This window comes from Lacticaseibacillus songhuajiangensis, from assembly GCF_003946025.1.
Classification (GTDB): Bacteria; Bacillota; Bacilli; order Lactobacillales; family Lactobacillaceae; genus Lacticaseibacillus; species Lacticaseibacillus songhuajiangensis.
This window is the reverse complement of sequence record NZ_RHNR01000005.1, coordinates 41,563-66,725: the sequence shown is the minus strand read 5'-3', so window position 1 is coordinate 66,725 and position 25,163 is coordinate 41,563. Positions and strand designations below refer to the sequence as shown.

General features: G+C 54.0%; 24 protein-coding genes and 1 riboswitch. Of the genes, 23 read left to right on the top strand and 1 reads right to left on the bottom strand.

The window, feature by feature from the left end:
• The first annotated feature begins 73 nt into the window (after nucleotides 1-73).
• From pfkA to EKM97_RS02665, 20 genes are all read left to right on the top strand, one after another.
• The gene (gene pfkA, locus EKM97_RS02760) at nucleotides 74-1,033 is read left to right on the top strand and encodes a 6-phosphofructokinase (RefSeq protein WP_125570751.1); all 960 of its coding nucleotides are present in this window, start codon (nucleotides 74-76) and stop codon (nucleotides 1,031-1,033) included.
• Nucleotides 1,034-1,087: 54 nt separating this feature from the next.
• Nucleotides 1,088-2,854 carry a pyruvate kinase gene (gene pyk / locus EKM97_RS02755; RefSeq protein WP_125570750.1) on the top strand — a complete coding sequence of 589 codons (1,767 nt, stop codon included), beginning with the start codon at nucleotides 1,088-1,090 and terminating at the stop codon, nucleotides 2,852-2,854.
• A 139-nt stretch (nucleotides 2,855-2,993) separates the two neighbouring features.
• Complete coding sequence (locus EKM97_RS02750) at nucleotides 2,994-3,455, top strand: DUF441 domain-containing protein (protein ID WP_125570749.1); 462 nt, start codon at nucleotides 2,994-2,996, stop codon at nucleotides 3,453-3,455.
• 10 nt (nucleotides 3,456-3,465) lie between these two features.
• Complete coding sequence (locus tag EKM97_RS02745; RefSeq protein ID WP_125570763.1) at nucleotides 3,466-4,344, top strand: S1-like domain-containing RNA-binding protein; 879 nt, start codon at nucleotides 3,466-3,468, stop codon at nucleotides 4,342-4,344.
• Between the two features lie 14 nt (nucleotides 4,345-4,358).
• On the top strand, nucleotides 4,359-5,240 hold the full coding sequence (xerD, locus tag EKM97_RS02740) for a site-specific tyrosine recombinase XerD (RefSeq protein WP_125570748.1): 882 nt from the start codon (nucleotides 4,359-4,361) through the stop codon (nucleotides 5,238-5,240).
• Nucleotides 5,241-5,300: 60 nt separating this feature from the next.
• Entirely contained in the window at nucleotides 5,301-5,693 is a 393-nt protein-coding gene (locus EKM97_RS02735) for a GNAT family N-acetyltransferase (protein WP_164507410.1), read from the top strand.
• On the top strand, nucleotides 5,668-6,399 hold the full coding sequence (locus tag EKM97_RS02730; RefSeq protein ID WP_125570747.1) for a segregation and condensation protein A: 732 nt from the start codon (nucleotides 5,668-5,670) through the stop codon (nucleotides 6,397-6,399). Before EKM97_RS02735 ends, EKM97_RS02730 begins: the two co-directional genes overlap by 26 nt.
• Complete coding sequence (gene scpB / locus EKM97_RS02725; protein ID WP_125570746.1) at nucleotides 6,396-6,980, top strand: SMC-Scp complex subunit ScpB; 585 nt, start codon at nucleotides 6,396-6,398, stop codon at nucleotides 6,978-6,980. Before EKM97_RS02730 ends, scpB begins: the two co-directional genes overlap by 4 nt.
• Nucleotides 6,977-7,702, top strand: coding sequence for a pseudouridine synthase (locus tag EKM97_RS02720; RefSeq protein WP_125570745.1), 726 nt, complete (start codon nucleotides 6,977-6,979; stop codon nucleotides 7,700-7,702). Before scpB ends, EKM97_RS02720 begins: the two co-directional genes overlap by 4 nt.
• Nucleotides 7,703-7,889: 187 nt before the next feature.
• Nucleotides 7,890-8,009, top strand: a riboswitch (FMN riboswitch).
• 116 nt (nucleotides 8,010-8,125) lie between these two features.
• Nucleotides 8,126-8,725 (top strand): ECF transporter S component, encoded by a 600-nt coding sequence (locus EKM97_RS02715; protein WP_125570744.1) that lies wholly within the window; start codon nucleotides 8,126-8,128, stop codon nucleotides 8,723-8,725.
• Nucleotides 8,726-8,881: 156 nt separating this feature from the next.
• Complete coding sequence (locus EKM97_RS02710; RefSeq protein WP_164507409.1) at nucleotides 8,882-9,898, top strand: helix-turn-helix domain-containing protein; 1,017 nt, start codon at nucleotides 8,882-8,884, stop codon at nucleotides 9,896-9,898.
• Nucleotides 9,888-11,306: a RecQ family ATP-dependent DNA helicase gene (locus tag EKM97_RS02705; protein ID WP_164507408.1), complete on the top strand. Its 1,419-nt coding sequence runs from the start codon at nucleotides 9,888-9,890 to the stop codon at nucleotides 11,304-11,306. Before EKM97_RS02710 ends, EKM97_RS02705 begins: the two co-directional genes overlap by 11 nt.
• A 54-nt stretch (nucleotides 11,307-11,360) precedes the next feature.
• Nucleotides 11,361-11,951 (top strand): SAG1386/EF1546 family surface-associated protein, encoded by a 591-nt coding sequence (locus tag EKM97_RS02700; protein ID WP_125570741.1) that lies wholly within the window; start codon nucleotides 11,361-11,363, stop codon nucleotides 11,949-11,951.
• A gap of 39 nt (nucleotides 11,952-11,990) precedes the next feature.
• A complete protein-coding gene (cmk, locus tag EKM97_RS02695) occupies nucleotides 11,991-12,662 on the top strand; it encodes a (d)CMP kinase (RefSeq protein ID WP_225419198.1) in 672 nt (223 codons plus the stop codon).
• 105 nt (nucleotides 12,663-12,767) lie between these two features.
• Entirely contained in the window at nucleotides 12,768-14,027 is a 1,260-nt protein-coding gene (gene rpsA, locus EKM97_RS02690; RefSeq protein ID WP_125570739.1) for a 30S ribosomal protein S1, read from the top strand.
• Nucleotides 14,028-14,122: 95 nt separating this feature from the next.
• Nucleotides 14,123-15,430 (top strand): ribosome biogenesis GTPase Der, encoded by a 1,308-nt coding sequence (gene der / locus EKM97_RS02685; protein WP_125570738.1) that lies wholly within the window; start codon nucleotides 14,123-14,125, stop codon nucleotides 15,428-15,430.
• 229 nt (nucleotides 15,431-15,659) lie between these two features.
• The gene (locus EKM97_RS02680; RefSeq protein ID WP_125570737.1) at nucleotides 15,660-15,935 is read left to right on the top strand and encodes an HU family DNA-binding protein; all 276 of its coding nucleotides are present in this window, start codon (nucleotides 15,660-15,662) and stop codon (nucleotides 15,933-15,935) included.
• 534 nt (nucleotides 15,936-16,469) lie between these two features.
• Nucleotides 16,470-17,732, top strand: coding sequence for a tetratricopeptide repeat protein (locus tag EKM97_RS02675; protein WP_125570736.1), 1,263 nt, complete (start codon nucleotides 16,470-16,472; stop codon nucleotides 17,730-17,732).
• An 86-nt stretch (nucleotides 17,733-17,818) separates the two neighbouring features.
• The gene (locus EKM97_RS02670; RefSeq protein ID WP_125570735.1) at nucleotides 17,819-19,003 is read left to right on the top strand and encodes a CCA tRNA nucleotidyltransferase; all 1,185 of its coding nucleotides are present in this window, start codon (nucleotides 17,819-17,821) and stop codon (nucleotides 19,001-19,003) included.
• A gap of 16 nt (nucleotides 19,004-19,019) precedes the next feature.
• Nucleotides 19,020-20,912, top strand: a complete 1,893-nt coding sequence (locus tag EKM97_RS02665; protein WP_125570734.1) for an ABC-F family ATP-binding cassette domain-containing protein — start codon at nucleotides 19,020-19,022, stop codon at nucleotides 20,910-20,912.
• A 932-nt stretch (nucleotides 20,913-21,844) separates the two neighbouring features.
• Here the strand turns inward: EKM97_RS02665 and trhA are convergent.
• Entirely contained in the window at nucleotides 21,845-22,495 is a 651-nt protein-coding gene (trhA, locus tag EKM97_RS02660; protein WP_125570733.1) for a PAQR family membrane homeostasis protein TrhA, read from the bottom strand.
• Between the two features lie 192 nt (nucleotides 22,496-22,687).
• Here trhA and EKM97_RS02655 point away from each other — a divergent pair, with 192 nt between their 5' ends.
• The 3 genes from EKM97_RS02655 to EKM97_RS02645 all read left to right on the top strand — a co-directional run bounded on the left by EKM97_RS02655 (nucleotide 22,688) and on the right by EKM97_RS02645 (nucleotide 25,130).
• The gene (locus EKM97_RS02655) at nucleotides 22,688-23,530 is read left to right on the top strand and encodes a DegV family protein (RefSeq protein WP_125570732.1); all 843 of its coding nucleotides are present in this window, start codon (nucleotides 22,688-22,690) and stop codon (nucleotides 23,528-23,530) included.
• 104 nt (nucleotides 23,531-23,634) lie between these two features.
• Nucleotides 23,635-24,462, top strand: coding sequence for an SGNH/GDSL hydrolase family protein (locus EKM97_RS02650; protein WP_125570731.1), 828 nt, complete (start codon nucleotides 23,635-23,637; stop codon nucleotides 24,460-24,462).
• Nucleotides 24,462-25,130 carry a YpmS family protein gene (locus EKM97_RS02645; RefSeq protein WP_125570730.1) on the top strand — a complete coding sequence of 223 codons (669 nt, stop codon included), beginning with the start codon at nucleotides 24,462-24,464 and terminating at the stop codon, nucleotides 25,128-25,130. The genes EKM97_RS02650 and EKM97_RS02645 overlap by 1 nt, the downstream gene beginning before the upstream one ends.
• Nucleotides 25,131-25,163: the final 33 nt, after the last annotated feature.

The window sequence follows — 25,163 nt, the reverse complement described above, 5'->3', positions numbered from 1 at the left end:
TTTGAAAAGTGTTAAGCTTATGCTTGTGTGGAATTAAAGGATTTGTCCACGATAAATCACGTGAGGTGAAATAATGAAACGCATTGGTATTATGACCAGCGGTGGGGATGCTCCAGGCATGAACGCCGCGGTGCGTGCCGTAACGCGTAAGGCAGAACACGAAGGCCTTGAAGCTTACGGGATCAACTATGGCTATGCCGGGTTGCTCGCTGGTGACATCTTCAAGATGGATTCTCGCACGGCTGATGACATCATCAACCGCGGCGGTACAATCCTCTACTCTGCTCGTTTCCCTGAATTCGCTGAAGAACCTGTTCAGCTTAAGGGTATCGAACAGTTGAAGAAGTTCGGGATTGACGCAGTTGTTGTGATTGGTGGGGATGGTTCTTACCATGGTGCCCTCCGCTTGACGGAACACGGCTTTAACGCTGTTGGCCTGCCAGGTACAATCGACAATGACATTCCGTTTACCGACTTCACCATCGGTTTCGACTCCGCTCTTCAGACTGCTGTCGACAACATCGACAAGTTGCGGGATACCGCACGCAGCCACGAACGCACCTTTGTTGTTGAAGTCATGGGCCGTAACGCCGGTGACATCGCAATGTGGGCTGGCGTTGCCGGCGCCGCCGAAGACGTTATCATTCCTGAAAAGGACTTTAACATCGAAGACGTTGCCGCAAAGCTTAAGTCTGCACGTGCACGTGGTCAGAAGCACAACATCATCGTGCTTGCTGAAGGCGTTATGACCGCCGCTGAATTTGCGAAGAAGCTCGAACCTTTTGGCGACTTCCAGCTGCGTGCAACCACTCTGGGTCACATCCAGCGTGGGGGCACCCCAACAGCATTCGACCGTGTATTGGCTACCCGCATGGGTGTCTACGCCGTTGAACTGCTGCTTGAAGGCAAGGGTGGTCTGGCCGTTGGGATTCAGAACAACAAGCTCGTCTACCACGACATGCTTGACCTGTTCGATTCCAAGCACCAGCCAGACATGGACCTCTACAAGGTTGCTAAAGACCTCGCATTCTAACTTAATTTCGGTAACAAAATTTTAAACACAATAAGTCAAAGGAGCTTTTCTTTCATGAAAAAGACCAAGATCGTCAGCACGCTTGGACCTGCAAGTAACACAGTCGACATTATCGTTAAGTTGATTGAATCAGGCGCTAACGTATTCCGTTTCAACTTCTCCCACGGTGACCACGAGGAACACCTTTCCCGTATGAACATGGTGCACGAAGCTGAAAAGATTACCGGCAAGACTGTTGGTATCCTGCTTGACACCAAGGGTGCAGAAATCCGGACTACTGTTCAGGACACTCCTAACGGTAAGATCGAATTGCACACCGGCGACGTACTCCGTATCTCCATGGATGCCAGCCTTGACGGCCACCAGGACAAGATTGCCGTTACCTACCCTGGCCTCTACGATGACACGCACGTTGGTGGTCACGTTCTCTTTGATGATGGTCTGATTGACGTTCTCATCACCGAGAAGGATGACGCTAACCGCGAACTTGTTACCAAGGTTCAGAACGACGGTATCCTTGGCGGCCGTAAGGGTGTTAACGCACCTGGTGTCTCCATCAACCTGCCTGGTATCACTGAAAAGGATGCCGATGACATTCGTTTCGGTCTTGACAACGGTATCCAGTTCATCGCTGCTTCCTTCGTTCGTAAGCCTCAGGACGTCCTTGACATCCGCGAACTGCTCGAAGAAAAGCACGCTGAATACGTTCAGATCTTCCCTAAGATTGAATCTCAGGAAGGTATCAACAACATCGATGACATCCTCAAGGTGTCCGATGGTCTGATGGTTGCTCGTGGTGACATGGGTGTTGAAATTCCTTTTGAACACGTGCCACTCGTTCAGAAGTCCCTCATCAAGAAGTGCAACGCACTTGGCAAGCCAGTTATCACGGCTACCCAGATGCTTGACTCCATGCAGGAAAACCCACGTCCTACCCGTGCCGAAGTTAACGACGTTGCTAACGCCGTATTCGACGGTACCGACGCTACCATGCTTTCCGGTGAATCTGCTAACGGTGACTACCCTGTAGAATCCGTTGCAGCTATGGCTCGTATCAACGAATACACCGAAAAGGCCATGACAGATCAGGATGCATACGCACTCAAGCGTTTTGCTAACCAGTCTGTTACGGAATCTGTTGGTCAGGCAGTTGCTGACACGGCTCGTAACCTTGGCGTTAAGACCATCGTTGCTGCTACTAACTCCGGCTACACCGCCCGCATGATCTCCAAGTACCGTCCTAAGGCCGACATTCTTGCCGTTACCTTTGACGACATTACTCGTCGCGGTTTGATGATCAACTGGGGTGTTTACCCTGTAGTTGCAGAACGTCCATCTTCTACTGATGAAATGTTCGAACTTGCGACCAAGACGGCTACCGACCTCGGCTTTGCTGAAGAAGGCGACCTGATTCTCATCACTGCTGGTGTGCCTGTTGGTGAAACTGGTACAACCAACGTTATGAAGGTTCAGATGATTGGCTCCAAGCTGACCGCCGGTTCCGGTGTTGGCGACCAGACCACCGTTGGTAAGGCAGTTATCGCTGCTACCGCCGGTGAAGCTGTTGCTAAGATGCAGAAGGGTGACATCCTTGTTGTTAAGACAACTGACAAGGACTACCTGCCAGCTATCGAAAAGGCTGCAGCCGTTGTTGTTGAAGCTGGTGGCCTTACAAGCCACGCTGCTGTTGTTGGTATCGCAATGGGTATTCCTGTTGTCGTTGGTGCCGAGAACGCAACAACCGTCATCGCTGATGGCCAGGTTATCACCGTTGACTCCCGTCGTGGGATCATCTACAAGGGTGCTACCAACGCCCTCTAATCTAAATTTAGGTTAGATAAGAAGGGACTCGGTATTATGCCGGGTCCCTTTTGTAATGTTGCGCTATTGCGGTGCGGCATTATAATGGTGAAGAGCAGATGCTCTTTACCGTACATATTCGTTAAACGGGAGGAAGACGATGGAGAGCTGGCTACTTTTAATGGCGGTGGCATTGATTGCGTTTTTGGCCAAAAACCAGGCCCTCATGATTGGGGCCGGCGTGGTGATTGTCCTCAAGCTGATTCCACAGTTGCATCCGGCGCTGAATGCCTTGGGCAAGAAGGGGATTAACTGGGGGGTCGTCGTTATCTCGGCAGCCATCCTGGTGCCGATTGCCACCGAGCAGATTGGGCTGAAGGATGTCGTCACGACTTTCACAAGTCCCGCCGGAATTATCGCCGTCATTTGTGGCGTGCTCGTCGCGGTGCTCAGCCGTCACGGTGTGGAACTACTTGCCAGTAGCCCGCAAATCACCGTTGCGCTGATGCTCGGCACCATTGCGGGCGTGGTTTTCTTGCGGGGCGTGGCTGCTGGCCCTGTTATTGCTGGGGGCATGACCTACGTGCTCATTACCCTGTTTAACGTGTTAACAACAAAGTGAGGAATTAATGATGGATTTTAACGGACAAGTTGTTGAGGCAGTCGTCTCAGATACCAATGACACCAGCGTTTTTGCGCAGTATGCAGGGGTGACCCTGGCTTGCAACGCCGATGAGTTTGAAAAGGCGCCAGCAGTCGGCGACACGCTGAGCGGTTTTGCCTATGAAGACGAACACCACCACGCGCGCATCACGACCAAGATGCCGAAGATTAGCGAATCACAGTACACCTTTTGCGAAGTTGTGCAGGTGCGCCGCGACTTGGGTGTCTTCGTTGACGTGGGCTTGGAAGATAAGGACGTTGTGGTTAGCTTGGACCAGTTGCCATTGGAATCCTACCTGTGGCCAACCCGGGGCGACCGCTTGAACATTCGGCTCCAGATTGATAATAAGCACCGCATGTGGGGCGATTTGGCGCAGCCTGGTCTCTATCAGCAGCTGTCGCGCCGCGCAAGTGACGACATGAAGAACAAGAACGTGACGGCAACCGCCTTTCAGCTGAAGAAGGTCGGAACCTTCGTCTTCACTGAAGATCACCAGATTGGCTTCATTCACCCGAGTGAACGCGATGTGGAACCGCGCTTGGGTCAGGTAGTCCAGGCGCGTGTTATTGGCATCCGTGATGACGGTGAGTTGAACCTCTCCTTGAAGCCACGTGCTTACGAGGCAATTGGAGACGATGCAGCAATGCTACTGGCAATCATGAAGCATAACCGTGACCACCAGCTGGGACTGACGGACAAGAGTGCGCCTGAAGACATCAAGAGTCAGCTTGATATTAGTAAAGGGGCGTTCAAGCGCGCCGTGGGCCACTTGCTGAAGGCACGTTATATTACCCAACACGATGGTGTTATTGAATTAACGGATGCGGGTCTGAACGCAGAAGATTAGAAAGGACGGCTGGCATGGATGATTTAATTAACGATTTTGTCCACTACCTGGCCGTTGAACGGGGATTGTCGCAGGCAACTCAGGATTCCTACCGCCGCGATCTGCAGCGTTTTGCCGCCTGGATGGATGCGCAAAATCTGGCAGAAGTGCCAACGGAAAGTGAACAAATTACCACTTTTTACGCTAGTGAAACGGTTGAGCTGGCCCCCAGCAGTATGGCGCGCCAGCAGTCGGCAATGCGCAAATTCTACCGTTATTTGCAGCGGCAGGGGCGTGTCAGTACGAACCCGATGGAACTGATTGATTCACCCAAGCCCGCTAAGCACTTGCCGACGGTCTTGACGCAAGATGAAATTGCGGCGCTGCTGGCCGTGCCAGATACTGGTAAGCCGTTAGGACTGCGCGACCGGGCGATTTTTGAACTGATGTATGCAACTGGGATGCGAGTTTCTGAATTGGTGAACTTGAAAATGAGTCAGCTGCACATGCAGATGAACCTGATTCAGGTGCTCGGTAAAGGGGACAAAGAACGCCTTGTGCCCGTCACCATGCAGGCTCAAGAGTGGGTGAATCGCTATCTGGACAACTCGCGGCCTCAGCTGCTGAAACGGGATCGGCCTGCAGAGGTGTTTCTCAACTTCCACGGCCGCAAGCTAACACGGCAGGGAATCTGGAAGAACCTCAAGGTTTACATCAATGCCGCTGGCATCGATAAGGACGTGACGCCGCACACCTTGCGGCACTCGTTTGCGACGAGCCTGCTTGAAAACGGCGCCGACTTGCGAGTGGTCCAGGAAATCCTTGGCCACGCTGACGTTAGCACCACGCAGCTTTATACGCACCTGTCCAATGGCCACATTGCGGATGTCTACCACAAGACCCATCCACACGGTTAGGGTGCTTCTTAGTGGCCTCAACGGGCAGATTATGGTAAATTGGTGTCTAAGTGGGTGAGAATGATGTTGGTAAATTACAAGGATGATTATCAGAAGATTGCGATGGGCTTCCTCTCCTATGAAGAGGATTTGAAAGATCTGCACAATCTCCAAACAGAGCTGAAGCTCTACACGACCGATCCAAGCCACCAGCTGTTCATGTACCGTGAGGACACGAACAACTTCTGTGGCGTGGCCGGAATCGAATTGGGCGACGATTACGTGCTGCTACGGCATCTAGATTTAGCACCAGAGTACCGCAATCAGGCGGTCATTAACCGCTTGCTGAGTGAACTTTCCCAGCGTGTGAATGGCAAGAAGCTGATGGGTTCTCTGGAAACGACGCCACTCATTATGAAGTGGGCAGAACAATCGAAGGAAAACTGTGATGGCACTAACCCTAGTCCTGAATGATTTTTCGGGGCCACTGGATTTACTTTGGCACCTGATTAAAGAAAATAAAATCGATATTTACGATATTCCAATCGCCAAAATCACGGAGCAGTACATCGCGTATTTGCACAGTATGCAAGAGCGCGCGCTGGACGTGGCCGGCGATTATTTTGTTATGGCCGCAAGTCTAATGGCACTCAAGAGCCGGATGCTGTTGCCTGAGCCGGAACCAGTTGATGAGTTCACGGAACCAGAGGACCCGCGTGCAGACCTGGTGGCGCAATTGCTGAATTATCAGGTTTACCAGGAAGCGGCCGCCGATTTGCGGCAGCGCGAGCAGGAACGCAGTCAGATGTTTGCTAAGCCCGCCGCCTTGCCGCCAGATGACGTGGTTGCGCCACTGGCACCCGGGGCGGTGAAGTTGCGTGAACTCAGCGCGGCGATGCAAAAGGTGCTGAGTCGCATTGCGCGTACTGAGCAGGCGGTGCGGCACATCGAAGTGGAGACCGTGTCACTGGATGACAAGATTAGTCAGATTGAGGAACAATTGCGGACGCAACACCGCTGCACTTTCCTTTACCTGGTGAGTCAGCCGACGGTCAGCGAGGTCGTCACGACGTTTTTGGCACTGCTTGAAATGGCCAAGAACGGCCTAATTCTGTGTGAGCAGGATGACAGCATGAGCGAACTCATGATTACGCAGCGGGAAGGAGCCCAGGCAAGTTGAACGCCCAAATTGAAGCAATTTTGTACGCCGCCGGTGAAGACGGTGTGGACATAAACGCGTTTAGCCAGATTCTGGGCATCGCGCCGACAGCCGTTCGCCAGCAGCTAGATTTGTTCATGAAGAATCTGAACGCGGATGACACCCGCGGGCTCACTTGCCGCGAGTCGGACGACCGCTACTTTCTGCTGACAAAAGCAGAACTGGCACCCGTGCTCAAGCGCTACTTTGAGGGCCCGCCGTCAACGGGTTTGTCCCAGGCGGCCCTCGAGGTGCTGGCCATCATTGCTTACCAGCAGCCGGTGACCCGCATCGAGGTGGATCAGGTGCGCGGCGTGCAGAGTAGTGGCGCCTTGCAGACACTAGTGACGCGCCAACTGGTGCAAGAGGCCGGGCGCATGGATGCGCCGGGGCGGCCAATTATGTACGCCACCAGTCCCCAGTTTCTGGATTACTTCGGCTTGCACAAGTTGAGTGACTTGCCGGACCTAGACGAACTACCGGCCGCGGGTGATGGCGCGCAGCTGGACCTGTTTGATCGCGGCAACGTCGCGACGGAAGAATCTTCGGAGGAAGACAATTGAACGAAGAACGATTACAAAAGGTGATTGCGGCGGCCGGTGTGGCTTCGCGGCGGCATGCAGAAGAAATGATTACGCAAGGCCGTGTCACGGTGAACGACCACGTGGTTCGTGTACTCGGGGTTAAGGTGACGCCTGAAGATAAGGTGAGCGTTGACGGTGTGCCACTAACACGTGAGAAGAAGCAGTACTTCTTGTTCTACAAGCCGCGTGGCGTCATCACCGCAGTCTCTGATGATAAGGGCCGGAAGGTGGTCACCGACTTCTTTGAAGAAGTGCAAGAACGCCTCTACCCAGTTGGCCGTCTGGACTACGACACTTCAGGTGCGCTCATCATGACCAATGATGGTGATTTTGCGAACATGATGATGCATCCGAAGTTCAACATCGACAAGCAGTACGTGGCCAAGGTTAAAGGTGTACCGCAGGGCGTTGAACTCATGCCGCTGCGTCAGGGCATCACGATTGAAGGTCGCAAGCTTGCCAAGGCGAAGGCCAAGGTGCTCTCCCGCGACCGGACCAAGCAGACCGCGATTGTGGAATTGACCATTCACCAGGGGCTCAACCACCAGGTCAAGAAAATGCTGAAGGCGGTTGGTTACCCAGTACTCAAGTTGTCCCGTGTGGCCTTTGGACCGCTGACACTGGATGGCCTGCAGCCTGGTGACTACCGTAAGCTCAGCCACCATGAAGTGCACGCGCTTAAGGGTGAGGCCGGCAACTAAGCTACTTTGAATTCAACATTAAGATTAGCGTTGCTGCCCAGCTGGGTAGTGGCGCTTTTTTAGTGCCGCGACGTTTTGCATAAACTGTGGCGGGCCGTGGCGCTTTTATTTCGTCACGGGTGTTGCTTTTAGCGAAGGGCTCATGTATTCTGTATTCGTAAGGTAACTTACAAAAAATAATTAAATGGTTCGTCTTCAGGGCAGGGTGTAATTCCCGACCGGCGGTGACAGTCCGCTACCCACGCGTGTGGTTGATCCGGTGTGATTCCGGAACCGATAGTTAAAGTCTAGATGGAAGAAGATGAGGCTCATTTTTCGTGTAGATAAATGGCCCGTCCCCTGATGTTTTCTTGATCAGGGGACGGTTTTTTGTTTACGCGGCGAGCAAGCTTCCCAGGGGCGAACCGCCTGGAGGTTTTTGTTATGCGTAGTGTTAATTTGCACAAGCTGGTAGCGGTGGCCGTGCTCGCGGCCTTGGGCTTTGTTCTCATGAATTTTGCCATACCCGTCATTCCAGCATTTCCGTTTCTCACTCTTGATTTGAGTGACCTAACCGTCCTGCTAGCGGTACTGTTGTTCGGTCTCAGTGCCGGCGTTGAGACCGCCTTGGTGCGCAGCCTGCTGCACTTCATCTTGACGGGTGCCGGGGTGGTTAACCTGATTGGCGACACCGCGGCGTTCTTCGCCAGTGTCCTGTTCGTTCTGCCAGTTGCACTGGCATTGCGGAATGGCTATAACTGGCGGCGGGCATTGGGCGCGCTGCTTGGTGGCACGGTGGTCTTGACCATTTTCATGAGCATCCTGAATTACTTCGTGCTCATGCCAATGTACATGACGGCCTTTGGTCTTAACATTCACATGAGTCTGGCCAAGTACTTGCTCGTCGGGGTCGTACCATTTAACCTCATCAAGGGTGTGGTCCTCACTGTAGTCTTCCTGGTCTTCGCCAAGGTGCTCGCACCATGGCTAGCCAAGCAGCGCGGGAAAGCGCTGGACAGCAAACATGTTAGTAAGCACGCATAATGCTTAGCTTAGGAGCCGGTACGTAAATCTGCGGATTTACGTACCGGCTTTCTTGTTTTAAAGTTGAGAAGCAAGCACTGCAGATGCTAAAATCGGAATTGCAAACAAATGTTCGCAACGCTCAAAATGCGGGTAATGAATGGGGAGGGCGAGTTAATGACAACAAAGGTGAACCACAGTGAGTTAAGTGACAGCGCCAAACTCATTCTGGCGGGCTTGACCGCGCAACCGCAGCGCGCACTGTCTTTATACGGTGTTTTAAGTGGTCGCCAAACGGCCTCCACCGTTTTTTCCGGCATGGAACAGGGCAATTTGCGGCTGTATGGTGTCACGCCGCGTCTGAGTCGAGGAGATTTTGAAAATGAAGTCGCAGCGCTGATGCGGGCCGGTCTAATTGCCCAACAAAAGGCGGGTTTGTGTCTGACAGATGCTGGCGCTGCAACGCGCAGTGCAGACACCACCTTTGCGGCAGCCCTTAAAACCTTCCGCCCAGACTACGGTGTGCAGGCCTTCTTGCCGCAGTTTTACCTGGCAGTACAAACGCTATCCGAACTCAGCTACGGCAATCACCGTTACCGGCCAGCCATAGCGGATTTGCACGTCCAAGCGCGGGTACGCTGGTGGTATGGCCAATTAGGGCAGGAAACAGCGGCCGCTGTGGCGGAGCTGACCACTTTGTTCACCGCGCTTGATCAGCAAACTGCTGATACGCTCGCCGGTCAGCTGCTCGCACATGGCTACAGTGGTAATCCGGAAGCAAGCACTAATGAACTGGCCATTGAACTGGCGGGGTGCGCCCTGCTTGCACAAATGTCGCCAACGCAAAGTCCGCATTGGTATCAGCTCTGGGGCGGACGCCAGCCGCTACTTTCGCAGCCGATGCAGCAAACGGTTAGCGAATTTAACGCCGGCGCATCGATTGAACAGATTGCCCAGCGCCGGCGGTTGCGGGTAAGCACAGTGAACGAGCACTTGCAGGTGGCGGCGATTTTTGGCGCACCCTTAACGTTCAGCCGCTTTTATCCGGCCGCGGCGAAACCGCAGCTTTTGGCAACGTGGAATGCCGGCCAGCACAGTTACCGCGAATTGCTGGACGTGTTGCCGGACCTGGAGTTCATGCAGGTGCGGATGTTTCAGATTGAACAGTTACGGGGGATGCAACATGCGCAGTGAAGTCGAAGGTGTTATTGAGCAGCTGGGCTACCAGAACCTGCGTCCCGGCCAAGAAGAAATTATCAACGCGGCGCTGGATGGTAAGGACGTGCTCGGCATTTTGCCGACTGGGAGCGGGAAGACGCTCTGCTTTCAGGCCACGGGTCAATTGCGTGCTGGTGTGACAGTCGTGGTGGAGCCCCTGCTTGCGCTGATGCGTGATCAGCAGTTGCGGCTGCAAGCCAGCGGCGAGAAACGTGTTTTGGCAATTAATTCGCAGTTAGCGCCTAGCGAACTGTCGGTAGTGCTGCAGAATTTAAGCTATTATCAATTTATTTTTATCGCGCCCGAAATGTTGACGCGGCCGGACATTTTGCGCGCGCTGCAGGCCGTAAAGGTGGGATTGCTCGTCGTTGACGAAGCGCACTGCATTTATCAGTGGGGACCGGATTTTCGGCCGGCCTACCTGCGGCTGGGGGATGTCCGCCAGCGCTTGGGTGCACCAGTTATGGCGCTGACCGCAACCGCGCCGGAGAACGTCCGGAGCGTGATTGTGCGGCAACTGCGTCTGCAAAATGCGACCATCTACGCTGGTAGCGTGGATCGTCCTGAACTGTTCATCGGCCGGGAGAGTCTGCTGGATCAGCGGGCGGTTAACGAGCGAGTGGGTGCGTTGCTCGCGCAAGTGGCGGGGCCAGCCATTATTTACTGTCCAACCAAGAAACTCACGGAGCAATTGGCGCAGCAATTTAGCGGCTTGCACGGCCGCCGTGTCGCCTTCTATCACGCCGGTCTTGATGGGCACACACGAACCCTGCGTGAGCGCCAGTTCACTGAAGGGAGCCTTGATACGCTGTTTGCCACCAGTGCGTTCGGGATGGGGGTGGATAAACCCGACGTCCGGATGGTGCTGTACCTGGGCGTGCCGGCTACACTCGAAGAGTACATGCAGGCCATTGGACGTGCGGGTCGTGACGGCCAGCCGGCACTGACGGCGCTGCTGTACACGGCTAAGGACGCACAACACACGGCGGGGATGTTGGCTAATTTGCCGAGCCCGATCCTGGTTAAGGCGCTTTACCGCGCACCCAAGGCATACGCCGGTAGTGATGACCCGCAGATTCAGCTAGTACTCGCCTACCAGCAAGCGGGCTACAGCGCCAGTGAAGTCAATCAGGCACTTGATGCCCGCATCGGCAGCAAGCAAAAGGCGTTTAGCGCCGTGGTGAACTTCTTACAGGCAGACGGTTGTGTGCGTGCAGAACTCTTGCACTATTTCGACAGTCCGGCCAAAACGCACGATGATTTTTGCTGCGGTATTGCGGATGCTGGTGTTCTCGCTCAAATTCACAGCGAGCAGCAGGCGGATAATCAAGGATTTAATACTTGGCAAGAAGTTTTTAAACAGATTTTTAATGTTAGCGACTAGTCCACCAGCTTTCATGTGATACAATTAACCAAGATGAAATAGGGGGGCATTGTTGTGCCAAGGAAAACAAACCGCTCGGAAAAAATTGCCAAAGAGCAAACAACCAAGGAAAAGCAGCCCTGGAATCAGCAGTTCGAGGACGATCGGGACGATGACGGCAATTTCTCACGTATCGAACGTCGCAAGCACAGCCGTGGTAATACAGTGCTCACAGTGGTACTCGTTGTTACCTTACTTTTGTTATGCCTAGCCCCAATTGTGTGGCAAGCCGTTTCAAAACGAATGGCGAACTCGGCGGAGTCGACGACGCGCATTAGCGTTGCTGCACCAAGCAAATCCAAGAGTAGCAGCGAATCAAGCAAATCAAGTAAGAAGTCGTCTAGTTCTAGTAGCAAGAAGAGTTCCTCGTCAACGAGCAGCAGTGTTAGCAGCAGTTCGGCAAGTAGCAGCTCTTCATCTAGTTCAAGTTCGAGTTCCAGCTCTAGTTCTAGTTCATCCGCCAGTGGTAGTTACACCGTGAAGTCCGGAGACAACCTGTACCGGATTGCGGTCAACCACGGGATGACCTTGTCTGAGATTCAGGCACTCAACGGGATGGGCTCAAGCACAGCCGTTACCCCTGGGCAGACGCTCAAGGTTAAGTAGTATCAATACTGAAGCTGGAACTTGGTTCCAGCTTTTAATTTGGAGGATCGCATGCAGATTGCAATTGATGGACCAGCTAGTGCGGGTAAAAGTACCGTAGCGAAGTTGGTCGCAAAGAAGTTAGGTTACGTGTACTGTGACACTGGGGCCATGTACCGCAGTGTGACCTTGCTGGTACTGCGCCGCGGTGTGGCACCGGATGACGCCGCTGCCGTGACGGCATTGTTGCCGGAAGTGCACATTGAGTTCAAGCCGAGTGCTGACGGTCAGCTGACACTCTTGAACGGGGAAGACATCACCTTGGCCATTCGCCAAGAGGACGTGACCAACAACGCGTCCGCCGTTGCCGCCATTCCAGCTGTGCGTACTGAACTCACGAACCAGCAGCGCGAAATTGCCGCAAAGGGCAACATCGTGATGGACGGTCGCGACATTGGTACGACCGTTCTGCCCCATGCAGAGCTGAAGGTCTTCATGGTGGCCAGCGTTGAAGAACGTGCCCGCCGCCGTTTTCTGGACAACAAGGAAAAAGGCATCGACGTTTCGGTTGAGACGCTCGAAAAGGAGATCGCCGCGCGTGATTACAAGGACTCGCACCGCGAGACCTCACCACTCAAACAAGCAGATGATGCAGTCCGCTTAGACACCACGCCAATGAGCATTGACGAGGTGGTTGACAGTATTATCAAGCTCTATGAAGCACGTCAGTAACAAAATAAAAGAGAAGTGAAGACTATTTTTGTCAGGCAGTGGTAATTGGGGAATATTTCATGTATACTGTCAAATGATGATAGTCGTTAAGGAGGATTTTTTGGCATGAGTGAAAACAGCGTAAACCCAGAAACAATGGAGGATGCACTCAACAGTGTGCACCAGGTAAAAGTAGGTGACGTGGTCAAGGGCGAGGTTCTCGCAATCGAGGACAAGCAGCTTGTTATCGGCATCGAAAATTCCGGTGTTGAAGGGGTTGTGCCACTTAAGGAATTAAGTACTCAGCCAGTCGATGATATTCACGCGGTGGCTAAGGTCGGCGACGAACTTGACCTGGTGGTTATTAGCACGATTGGTAAGGACAAGGAAAACGGGCAGTACCTGCTTTCCAAGCGCCGTCTGGAAGCTCAGAAGGTTTGGGCTGAAATCCAGAAGGAATACGAAGCTGGCAACAACATCACAGCACCTGTTACTTCTGTAGTAAAGGGTGGTCTGGTTGTTAACGCCGGCGTGCGTGGATTCGTTCCTGCATCCATGGTTGCAGACCACTTCGTAGAAGACCTGTCCCAGTACAAGGGTCAGGAACTCGAATTCAAGATTATTGAGATTGATCCAGCGGAAAACCGCCTGATTCTTTCCCACCGCGCTGTGCTTGAAGCTGCTAAGGCTGAAGCACGCAAGGAAATCTTCAGCAAGATCAACGTCGGTGACGTTCTTGAAGGTAAGGTTGCTCGTTTGACCAACTTCGGTGCGTTCGTTGACCTTGGTGGCGTTGACGGTCTTGTTCACGTTTCCGAAATCTCATTCGATCACGTTAACAAGCCAAGCGACGTTCTGAAGGTTGGCCAGGAAGTTAACGTTAAGGTGCTCAACCTTGATGCTGACCGTAACCGCATTAGCCTTTCCATTAAGGCTGCGCTTCCTGAACCTTGGACCGATATCGAAGACAAGGCTTCCGAAGGCACCGTTCTCGATGGTACCGTTCGTCGTCTGACCTCCTTCGGTGCATTTGTTGAAGTGTTCCCTGGTGTTGAAGGTCTGGTTCACATTTCCCAGATTTCCCACGAACACATTGCTACCCCAGCAGACGTCCTTTCCGAAGGTCAGTCTGTTCAGGTGAAGGTTCTCTCCGTAGACCCATCTGCTCACCGTCTTGCCCTGTCCATCAAGGCACTTACGGAAGCACCTGCCGGCGCTAAGGAAGAACAGCCTCGTAAGAGCAGCAACAACAACCGCGGCGGCCGTTCCCGTGGTAACAATGGCGGCAGCCACACCAAGATTCCAGCAGAATACCAGCAGGATGACTCTGGCTTCTCCCTTGGTGACATTCTCGGTGACGCTCTTAAGGACGTTGCTAAGAAGTAATCTTGATTTAAAAGATTATGACCAAAAAGTTGAGCCTCGGCTCAACTTTTTTTGTTAAAAATTCTAATTCGCAAACTATGTAAGGAGGTATGGACATGGCTATACCGACACTCGCCATCGTTGGGCGCCCCAACGTTGGTAAATCAACAATTTTTAACCGTATCGTTGGGACCCGGCAGGCTATCGTTGAAGATACGCCGGGTGTTACCCGTGACCGTTTGTACGGTCGTGGTTCCTGGCTGGCACGGGAATTCGCTGTGATTGACACTGGGGGGATTGACCTCGGTGATGAACCATTCATGCAGCAGATTACTGAACAGGCCGAAATCGCGATGGATGAAGCCGACGTGATTCTGTTTCTGGTCAACGTTGAAAACGGCGTGACTGATGCAGACGAACACGTGGCTCAGATTCTTTACCGCACTGACAAGCCAGTTATTCTCGCCGTCAACAAGGTTGATAACCCTGAACGACGCAATGACGTCTTTGACTTCTATAGTCTTGGCTTTGGCGAGCCGATGCCATTGTCCGGTACCCACGGGATTGGACTAGGGGACGTCCTGGACGCCGTCTTTGCCAAGTTCCCAGACGATAACGATGCCGAAGAAGACGATTCCGTGAAGTTCTCCCTGATTGGGCGGCCTAACGTGGGGAAGTCTTCCTTAGTGAACGCAATTCTGGGTGAAAACCGGGTGATTGTGTCCCCAATTGAAGGGACTACCCGAGACGCCATCGATACGAAGTTTACGGCCGAAGATACTGAGTTCACGATGATTGACACGGCTGGTCTGCGGAAGCGGGGGAAGGTGTACGAAGCCACTGAAAAGTACTCCGTGCTCCGTGCAATGCGGGCCATTGACCGCTCAGACGTCGTGCTGATGGTGCTGAACGCCGAAGAAGGCATTCGTGAGCAGGACAAGCGCGTCGCCGGTTACGCCCACGAGGCGGGCCGTGCCATCATCATCGTCGTCAACAAGTGGGATACGCTTGAAAAAGACAACCACACGATGACTGACTTTGAGAACCTGATTCGTGATCAGTTCCAGTATCTGGACTATGCGCCGATTGTCTTCGTGTCCGCGAAGACGGGCCAGCGTTTGCACAACCTGCCCGGATTGATCCTGCAGGCGGCTGAAAACCAGAGCCGGCGCATCCAGAGCAGTGTGCTCAATGAAGTTCTGAATGACGCCATGACGGTCACGCCGACGCCAACCATGAACGGGAAGCGGCTGCGCATTTACTACATGACACAAGTGGCCATCAAGCCGCCAACGTTCATCGTGTTTGTGAATGATCCGGACTTGCTGCACTTCTCTTATCAGCGTTTTCTAATTAACCAGCTGCGAGAGACCTTCGACTTTACGGGTACACCTATCCACCTGATTGCGCGGAGCCGGCAGTAAGGGGAAAAGACGTCATTTTGTAACAAACGTAACAAGCATGTCGTATAACAAAAAAATTCACGTTTTTTTGAACGAAAAGTGCGAAAACCCTTGCTACGACGCCGTTCCTATGCTATCTTAACGAATGAAATGGTGATGCTTCGGTTTTCATTATTTCCTCATTCTTGAACCACTATCAAGTGGGCATGTTTGGGTGTTCACGCATCTAATCGCACGGAGGTGAAATAATTTGGCTAACAAAGCAGAACTTATCGAAAGCGTTGCTACCGCAACCGGCTTGACCAAGAAGGATGCTACTGCTGCAGTTGATGCAGTATTCAGCAGCATTCAGACCAGCCTTGCAAAGGGTGAAAAGGTTCAGCTCATCGGTTTTGGTAACTTCGAAGTCCGCGAACGCGCTGCCCGTAAGGGTCGCAACCCGCAGACCGGTGACGAAATCGAAATTCCTGCATCTAAGGTCCCAGCATTCAAGCCTGGTAAGGCATTGAAGGACGCCGTTAAGTAAAACGAACGGTAGATGTAATAATTACGGCAGAGAGGTCAGGACTTAGGTTCTGGCCTCTTTTGTTGGCTAGGCTGCACCAAAGGGCGGTTAGGTCCCGTCACGTAGGCCACGCTCACCGTAAAACCCGGGTTTAGGTTTTATGGTGAGCGTGACCTACGTGCTAGGGACCTGCCCTTTGGTGCGCGACTGCGCAGTAACGGGAGCGTGTAAGCCCGGACTTAGGCTTTTAGGTGGGAGCTGTTTACATACTAGGGGCCTGCCCTTTATCGCGCGACTGCGCAGTAAAGTGACAGTAAAACCCGGGTTTAGGTTTTATGGTGGGCGTGATTTACGTGCTAGCCAAGAGCTCTCAGCGCTTTAGCGCATAGAGCTCTGGACATCGCAGCGGGACCTGCCCTTTGGCGCGCGACTGCGCAGTTACGTCAGTACACGACTGACCCGGCCACCACCCGCATTTTGTCCGCGCCCGCATTGGTAGTCAAACCGCGCGGGATGCGTTAAAGTTATAACTGAATGTATTCAAGGAGGCCAAGTATGTCTTATTCGGAACAGTTGCTTGATAAGCTCGAACAGGGCGAAATGGATAGTGTGAGTGACCTTTTCACGAAGGTGCTCGCCAACGACGATGACGAAACCAAGTTCAACTTGGCTGAAGAACTGTACGCGTACGGCTTCACGGGCTACGCGAAGCGCCTGTACCAGGAACTGGCGGGTAAGTACCCAGACGAGACCAGCGTGCTCACTGCGTTAGCCGACATTGCGGTCGCTGACGGTGACACTGACAAGGCACTTGACTACTTGTCCCGTGTTGGGCAAGACGACCCCAACTACGAACAGGCACTGCTCGCCACAGCTGACGTTTACCAGACACTAGGTTTATACGAAGTTAGTGAGCAAAAGTTGCTCGAAGCTCAGCGCCTGGATCCAGACGAACCGGTCATCGGCTTTGCGCTTGGTGAGCTTGAGTTTGCCTGGGGCCACTTCGAGACGGCCGCTGCGGCTTATCTGGACCTTTTGCAAAAGGGTGTGGACACTGTGGCGGATGTTGCGGTTAAACTGCGCTACGCGGCTAGTCTGGCCAATACCGGCCGCTATGAAGATGCGGTCAGCGTTTATGAGGAATACGGCGAACTGCCAATCGCCGACCGTTTTCAACTCGGTGCACTTTACCTGCAGCTGAAGGACTACCAGAAGGCGGTTGATGCCTTGCAGGCGGTGGTTGACCAGGACTCGTCTTTCACCAACGCCTACCTGCCATTGGCGCGGGCCGAACGTGAGAACGGTACGCCGGAATTGGCACTCAAGACGGTGCAGGCGGGGCTTGCTTACGATGACACCAATGAAGATCTCTTCGCCATTGGGGCGCAGCTCGCGCTGAGTTTTGGCGACAACGAGCTCGGGGAGCAATATCTGCAGTCTGCACTTGGCCTTGACCCCGAGAACCAGCACAGCATTCTGGCTTGGAGTAACTTCTTGATTGCTCAGGATCGCCATGAGGAGAACAGTGAGTTCCTGAAGGACCTCGACGATAACGGCTCAAGTGACCCACAACTTTATTGGAACCTGGCGCGCAGTCAGGCCGCACTGGAAGACTACGATGGCGCTCGCGGGAATTACCTGCTAGCGTTCCGGACTTTCCAGGACCGGCCTGAGTTCTTACGCGACATCGCCAGCTTCTTCCGGACGACGGCGGCCAAGGCCGAAGAAGAGGCTGCGCTTAGCCGCCTGACGAGTTTGGAGCCAGATGATTATGAGGCCCAAGAACGTTTGGACGAATTGAAGGGTAATCAGTATTAAAAAGACGCCGCACGAACGCTGCGAAGGGCGTGCGTGTGCTTTACATAGTGACGCGGTAGTGACGAAACGAACAGGAGTGTAGGAACGTGCAGGTAGATTTACGGCATCCAGAATTTCAAGCGGCAATTCCCATTTTGAAACAAATCGAGGCCGCGGGCTTTGAGGCGTATTTTGTCGGCGGCTGTGTCCGTGATGCTTTGCTCGACCTGCCGATTCACGACGTTGACATTGCCACTTCCGCCTACCCGCAGGAGGTGAAGCAAATCTTCAAGCGCACCGTGGATACCGGCATTCAGCACGGCACGGTGACCGTGCTCGACCACGGCCACGGCTATGAGATTACCACCTTCCGGACCGAGACGGGTTACCAGGACTTCCGGCGCCCGGACCAGGTGACTTTCGTGCGTTCGCTCAAGGAAGACCAGCTGCGCCGTGACTTCACCATTAATGCGCTGGCCGCTCGTCACGATGGCACCATCATTGATAATTTTGGCGGTCTACAGGACCTGGATGCGCACTTGCTGCGGGCGGTGGGCAACGCCCACGACCGCTTCCACGAAGACGCACTGCGGATGATGCGCGCGGTACGGTTTGAAAGTCAGCTGGGTTTCCAGCTGGAAGAGCAGACGGCGCGCGCCCTCAAGGACAACGCGCCATTGTTGCAACACATTGCGACCGAGCGGATTGCGGCAGAGTTCATCCGCCTGCTGCTGGGCATCAAGCGCAGCGCCGGCCTGACCAGTTTCATTCAGTCTGAACTCTACCGTTACTGTCCCGGACTTGCCGACGGCGGTGCGGCGCTGACAAGCTACGAGGCGTTGCCGGATCAGCAGTTGCAACAGCCAGGCGCGGCGTGGGCACTTCTGGTGTACTTGCTGGATACGCCGGCCGCTGCGTTCATGAAGAAGTGGAAACAGGCCAATAACTTGTCCGCCGAGGTGCAGGCAGCCCAGCGCATTTTGCCGGCATTGCTGAATGATACTGCCGATAACTGGGCGTTGTTCCAGTGCGGCCAGCCCGCACTAGCTGTGGCGCTGGAGGCGGCGCAACTGCTGGCACCTGGATTTGACCAGGCGGCCGTGCAGACGCGCTATGACGCGCTGAGCATTAAGAGTGCTAAGGAACTGGCCGTAAACGGCGGCGACCTCATCCAGGCCGGTTTTAAGCCGGGCCGCGAAATGGGGCAGACCTTGGCCAAAATGGTGCAGGCCGTCGTTGCGGGTAAGCTACCGAACGACCGCGCTGCGCTGCTAGCTACAATTAAAAATTAGATTTGGGGAATAAAACGTGCAGACTTTAACTGCGAATGGTGTATCAAAGACATATGGTGATAAGACCTTACTCGATAATGTCGACTTTCTGATTAACGAAGGGGACCGCATCGGGCTGATTGGGGTCAACGGGACGGGGAAGACCACCCTGCTGCAGGGCTTGTCCGGCCGGGAACCTTTTGACCATGCGGACATTCAGACGCCTAAAAGCTACAGCATCGCCTACCTGGCGCAAAAGCCGCAGCTGGATATGGACGCCAGCATTATGGATGCCGTGTACGGCGGCAGTTCGCCCGTTTTCCAGGCGATTCGCGAGTACGAGCGGGTGATGGACGAGTATACCCAGAACCCGCTGGACGAAGCCGTTCAGGCCAAATACGAGCGGGCCGAAACCAAGATGGGGCAGCTGGACGCCTGGGACGTTGAAACCGACATCAAGACGATTCTGACCCAGCTGCATATTGACGACCTTAGTCAGCGCGTGGGCAGCTTGTCTGGTGGCCAGCAAAAGCGTGTCGGCCTGGCGCAGGTGCTGATTGAAAAACCAGACCTGCTGATGCTGGACGAGCCAACTAACCACCTGGATTTCGACTCCATTGCCTGGCTGGAGAAGTACCTGGCTGCATACAAGGGCGCACTGCTGGTCGTGACCCATGACCGCTACTTCTTGGACCATGTGGCCAACCAGATTTTTGAGCTCGATAAGGGGCAACTCGGCATCTTCCCCGGTAACTACCAAGCATACGTTGAGCAAAAGGCCGATCAGGTCGAGCGCGAAACAGCTGCGGCCCATAAGCAGGCACAGCTCTACAAGCACGAATTGGCCTGGATGCGCGAGGGTGCGCACGCGCGGAGCACGAAGCAAAATGCCCGGATCAAGCGTTTTGATGAGATGAAGGCTGGCACCGTGGCCCCTGAGGCCAAGACCGTGGACATCTCTGTTGGCGGTACGCACCTGGGTAAGAAGGTTGTCGAGATTCACCACGCGAGCCTGAAGCTGGGCACGCACGTCATCCTGAACGACTTCAGTTACCTGATTCAGCGCAACACGCGCATCGGGATTAGCGGCATCAACGGAGCCGGGAAGTCCTCCCTGCTCAACCTGATTGCCGGCGACCTCAAACCCGATGACGGGATCATCGACGTTGGCGAAACGGTGCGCATCGGTTACTACCGGCAAAAGATGCCGCAGCTCGACCAGAAGATGCGGGTGATTAGCTACTTGCAGTCCGTCAGCGAGGGCATTACCAACGCCAACGGGGAACACATGACGGTCACCCAGTTGCTCGATGCCTTCCTGTTCCCACGCGAAAGCCACGGCACGCTGATTGAGCGCCTGTCTGGTGGGGAGCAGCGGCGTTTGTACCTGCTGCAAGTGCTGATGCACGAACCGAACGTTCTGCTACTGGACGAACCAACCAACGACTTAGATATTGCGACGCTGACCGTACTGGAAAACTACCTCGAGACGTTCCCCGGCACCGTCATCACGGTTTCCCATGACCGTTACTTCCTGGACAAGGTTGCCGATGAGCTCCTGATTTTTGACGGCAATGGCAAAATTGAACAGGCTCGCGGCATGTTCACCGATTACCTGCAAAAACAGGCCGACGCTGGTAAGGAAGCGGCGACAATGGAGGCACCTAAGAAGCAGGAAGCAGCGCCTGCTGAACCGGAAGCGCCGAAGAAGAAGGTCAAGCTGACCTACATGGAGCAAAAAGAGTACGACACCCTGATGCCGCAGATTGACAAGCTGGACGAGGAGATCACCCAGATCAACGCCGATATGCAAGCTAACGGGGATGACTACGGTAAGCTGGCTGAGCTGCAAAAGCAGCTCGACGAGGCGAACGCCAAGCAAGACGAGCTCATGAATCGGTACCTCGAACTCGACGAGTACGTGAACTAGAGTTGTCCGTCAGCGTAAGGATTGAAAATACCATCCGCAAGGATGGCTGCTGTGAAAATTGACCGAAGGTCGGGCCTGGGGCAAATTGGTTCCACACTCACGGGCAGGTAACGCGGGGTCGCTCACGCCTGGCAAGCCAGGCTACCGCTGAACTTTTTGCCGAAACCCACGTCAAAAAGGTTCACCCCGAACAGGCAGACCCATGGTAAAACGGCTATCGCCGGTTGCCATGGGTCTGCCTGTTCTTTTCGCGTCACCTGCCCGCGAGTGTTCCACCAATTCACCCCAGTCCCTAAGTGCTACAACAATACTCTGGTGGTGGAAGTTTCAGACTACACTAGCGGGAATACCAGCCATAGACGGATACGTAATGAGAAATGCGATTACGGCGAGCGATTCAACTGCCTTTACGAACATGGTGAATACGGCTGCCGCTGCCTTTCTAAGTGCAGAAGACAGTCATTGCCTAGCTGTAGCCAAAGGTTAGCGCAGTATTTTCTGCCTAGTTACGTGTCGGCCATGGAGGCGTGAGTGTGCTTGGGCGCAGCGAAGGGAACGGAGTCGGGCGACAAGATAATCTGCAGTGTATGCCCGGCATGGGTCTTGCCGGGTGTACACTGCAGATTATCTCAGGAGCGCAGATTTGACGCCGGTTTGCGGCAAATCTGCCAGCGGAAGATGGCGAAGCCAGTCGACCTCGCGCTTTAGCGCGTAGTGAGACGGACACCGTAGGGCCGCCTGAAGCGGTCCCGCCCGACGTAGTTCACCAGAGCGCAGCCCAAGCGCACTCACGCTGGAGTTGCCGACCCACCGCCTTGCGGCGGTATGAAAACATCAAAGAGGCCCGATGTGACTTCGTCACTGAAATGCATACGCTGAAGCACAGCATAAAGAAGCGCCCACACAACTGTGTGGGCGCTTCTTTGCGGTGATTAGACAAACAAGTAGATGGAAATGAACATGCACACCGATCCGGCGAGAACGAACAGGTGCCAGATTACGTGGATGTAAGGAATGTTCTTCTGCGTGTACAGCAGTGCGCCAATCGTGTAGCACAACCCGCCCGCCAGGAGCAGGAAGAAGCCGATAGCGCCGAGGTGCACCCAGAGCGGCTCCATGGCAATCAGGCACATCCAGCCGAGCAAAATGTAGATGGCAACTTCCAGCTTTTTGAAACGGCCGACGAAGAAGCAATCCATGATGATGCCTGCCGCACACAGCGTCCAGATGGTGGCTAGCAGTACCGTGCCCAGCGTGCCGCCGATGGCGACTAAGCAGTAGGGCAGGTAGGAGCCGGCAATCAGGACGAAGACGCCGGAGTGATCCAGTACCTGCAGCACGTGCTTAGCCTTCGTGAAGTACAGCGCGTGGAACAGGGTGGAGGCGGTGTAGAGGATAATTAGCGCCACCCCGAAGCCGACAAAGGATACAATTCGCACGGCGCCGCCCACCTGGACTGCGCGCACCGCAAGCAAAACCAGCGCGGTTACTGCGAAGAGGATGCCGACGCCGTGCGTGACGGCGCTCCAGAGTTCGTTGAGAATACTGTAGCGTTTGCTGTGAATGTTTGTTGTGAGTTGCATTTTGCTGACCCCCGTATGCCTTTTCATGTCTGACTACATACTATCTGGTTCTCAAAACTAAGTCAAGCACATCTAGTCTTAAAAACTATATGATAAGGAACATTAAAGCCACTATGATTTTTCCGGCGGGTTCGTTATAATTATCCGTGAACGATTTAAAGAAAGAACTTAAAAAGAAAGCGTGGCTTCCAGATGACCAAGATTAAAGTAGTCACCGATTCATCTGTCCAGATGACGCCGGAAGAAATAAAACAGTACGACGTCACGGTGATTCCCCTGAGTATTATGATTGACAACACTGTCTACGTGGACGGTGTGACCATCCAGCGCGACGAATTCGTCGAGAAGATGAACAACAGTAATTCCTTGCCGACAACCAGTCAGCCCGCCATCGGGACGATGGTCGACAAGTTTAACGAGTTGACCGCCGACGGTAGTTCTGTGCTCGGCATTTTCATGGCGGAGAGCCTGAGTGGGACCGTGAACTCCGCACGTCAGGCAGCCGAGATGGCTGATGGCGACGTGACGGTCGTTGACTCCGAGTTTACTGACCGCGCGATGTCCTTCCAGGTCATTGAAGCCGCTAAGTTGGCCGAGCAGGGTGCGTCAATGGCGACCATCCTCGACACGGTCAAGCAGGTTGAAGCCAACACCACCTTGCGCATGGCCGTTGTTGATCTGACCAACATCGTGAAGGGGGGCCGCTTGTCTAAGGCTGCCGGCATGATTGGCAGTTTGCTCAACATCAAGGTCACCCTCAGCATGGAAAACGGGAAACTTGAGATTCTCAAGAAGGGTCGCGGCATGAAGACCATCCGCGCCTTCAAGGATGAAGTCATCCAGACCATGAGCCAGTTGCCAGACGTGAAGGGCGTCGGCGTGTCCTACGTGGGCATTCCGGAAGACGCCCAGGCGATGGGCGAAGAAATTCGCCAGGCACTGCCCGGCGTTGAAGTGCTCGTCCGCACGACCACCCCAGTTGTGGCCACTCACGCGGGTCAGGGCGCATTCGCCATTTTGTACTACGAAGGTTAAGCGACAATTACCGCATTGTAGCGGCGCATTGAAGGGCGGGGACCTTGGTTCCGGCCCTTTTGTGTTAAAGTTAGAGCATTAAACAAAGGGAGGTTGCGGCCACAATGAAGTTGAAATCAGTCATCACGGGGATTGCGACGTTCCTAGTTGTCAGTATCGTGGCGTTTCTGGCATTCAATAGCGGTTTGCCGGCAGCCAAGGCACTCGATACCAGTGGCAATGGCGGTGATGGCGGCACCATCCACCTCGCGGCGGTTGGCGACTCGCTGACCCACGGGGTGGGTGACACCACGCACCAGGGCGGCTACGTGCCGCTCATCGCCCAGGACATGCAGGTGGCCACCAATCGCAAAGTTGCCACGAGTAACTACGGGGTGACCGGCGACACGGCGCGCCAGATTCAAAAGCGGGTGCGCACGCAAAAGAAACTGCAAACCAGCGTCAAGAACGCAGACATCATCACCATGACCGTTGGCGGCAACGACTTGATGCACCTGTTGCAAAAGAATATGCTCAGTATCAACACCAAGGACGTCACCAAGGGGATTAACACCTTCCAGAAGCACCTGACAAGTCTGATTAGTGATGTGCGCGCCCTGAATCCGAATGCGCCGATCTACGTTTTCGGCATTTACAACCCGTTCTACGTTTACTTCCCGAACATCACCAAGATGCAGACCAGTGTCCAGCGCTGGAACAAGCAGACGCAAAAGACGCTGGCTACGCTGAACAAGGTGTACTACGTCGACATCGATTCTGTCCTGTCCAAGGGGAACGGCCAGAAGAAGGCCAGCTCCGCCAAGAAGCAAAAGGCGGTCAACAACCTCATCTACGGTAAGGATCACTTCCACCCGAACAACGCGGGTTATGAGCAGATGACGACCCAGCTATGGGACGTGATGAAGACGACGGAAGGAAAGTGGAATAAGTAATGGCAGAAGATCAGCAGCAGACACCTAAGCAGCCAGTACGCTCACCGCGCAAAGCGCAGCGCAGTACCAATAAACCGGCCAAAATGAAACTGAAGCGGCCGCTCAACCTCTGGAAGTGGGCCTTCATCGTGCTGTGCGGCATCATCATCGGCGGGAGCCTGGCGGTCGTGCACCGCGTTACCCAGCCAGTTGAGACAACGAGCACCGTGAAGTTGCCCGACAATAAGGGCAACGTGATGAGCATCAAGCTCACGAAAGAGCAACTCAACCGTCTCATTAACAACTACCTCAAGCACTACCTGAAGAACAGCAACATGAAGTACTCACTGACCATTGGCGACCACGCGGTGCTGAAGGGGAACTTCAAGTTCTTCGGCGCGACGGTGGGCTTTGGCATTCAGTGCGACCCCTACGTGCAAACCAACGGCAATATTTTGCTGAAGGCGACTAAGATTAACGTCGGCGCGCTGTCCGTGCCGATTGATTACGTCATGAGCTATGTCGCTAAGAATTACGACCTGCCCAAGATGGTCAGCATTAATAGTAAGGAACAAAGCATTGTGCTAAGATTGAACCAATTTGATTTGGGCAACGGCTTGCACGTGCGCGCGCAGCGCATTGACCTGAGTAGCGATGTCATTAACCTGACGGGTTACTTGGCCAAGTAGCAGCGAAAGCGGCAAACGACCCCAGATGTTGGA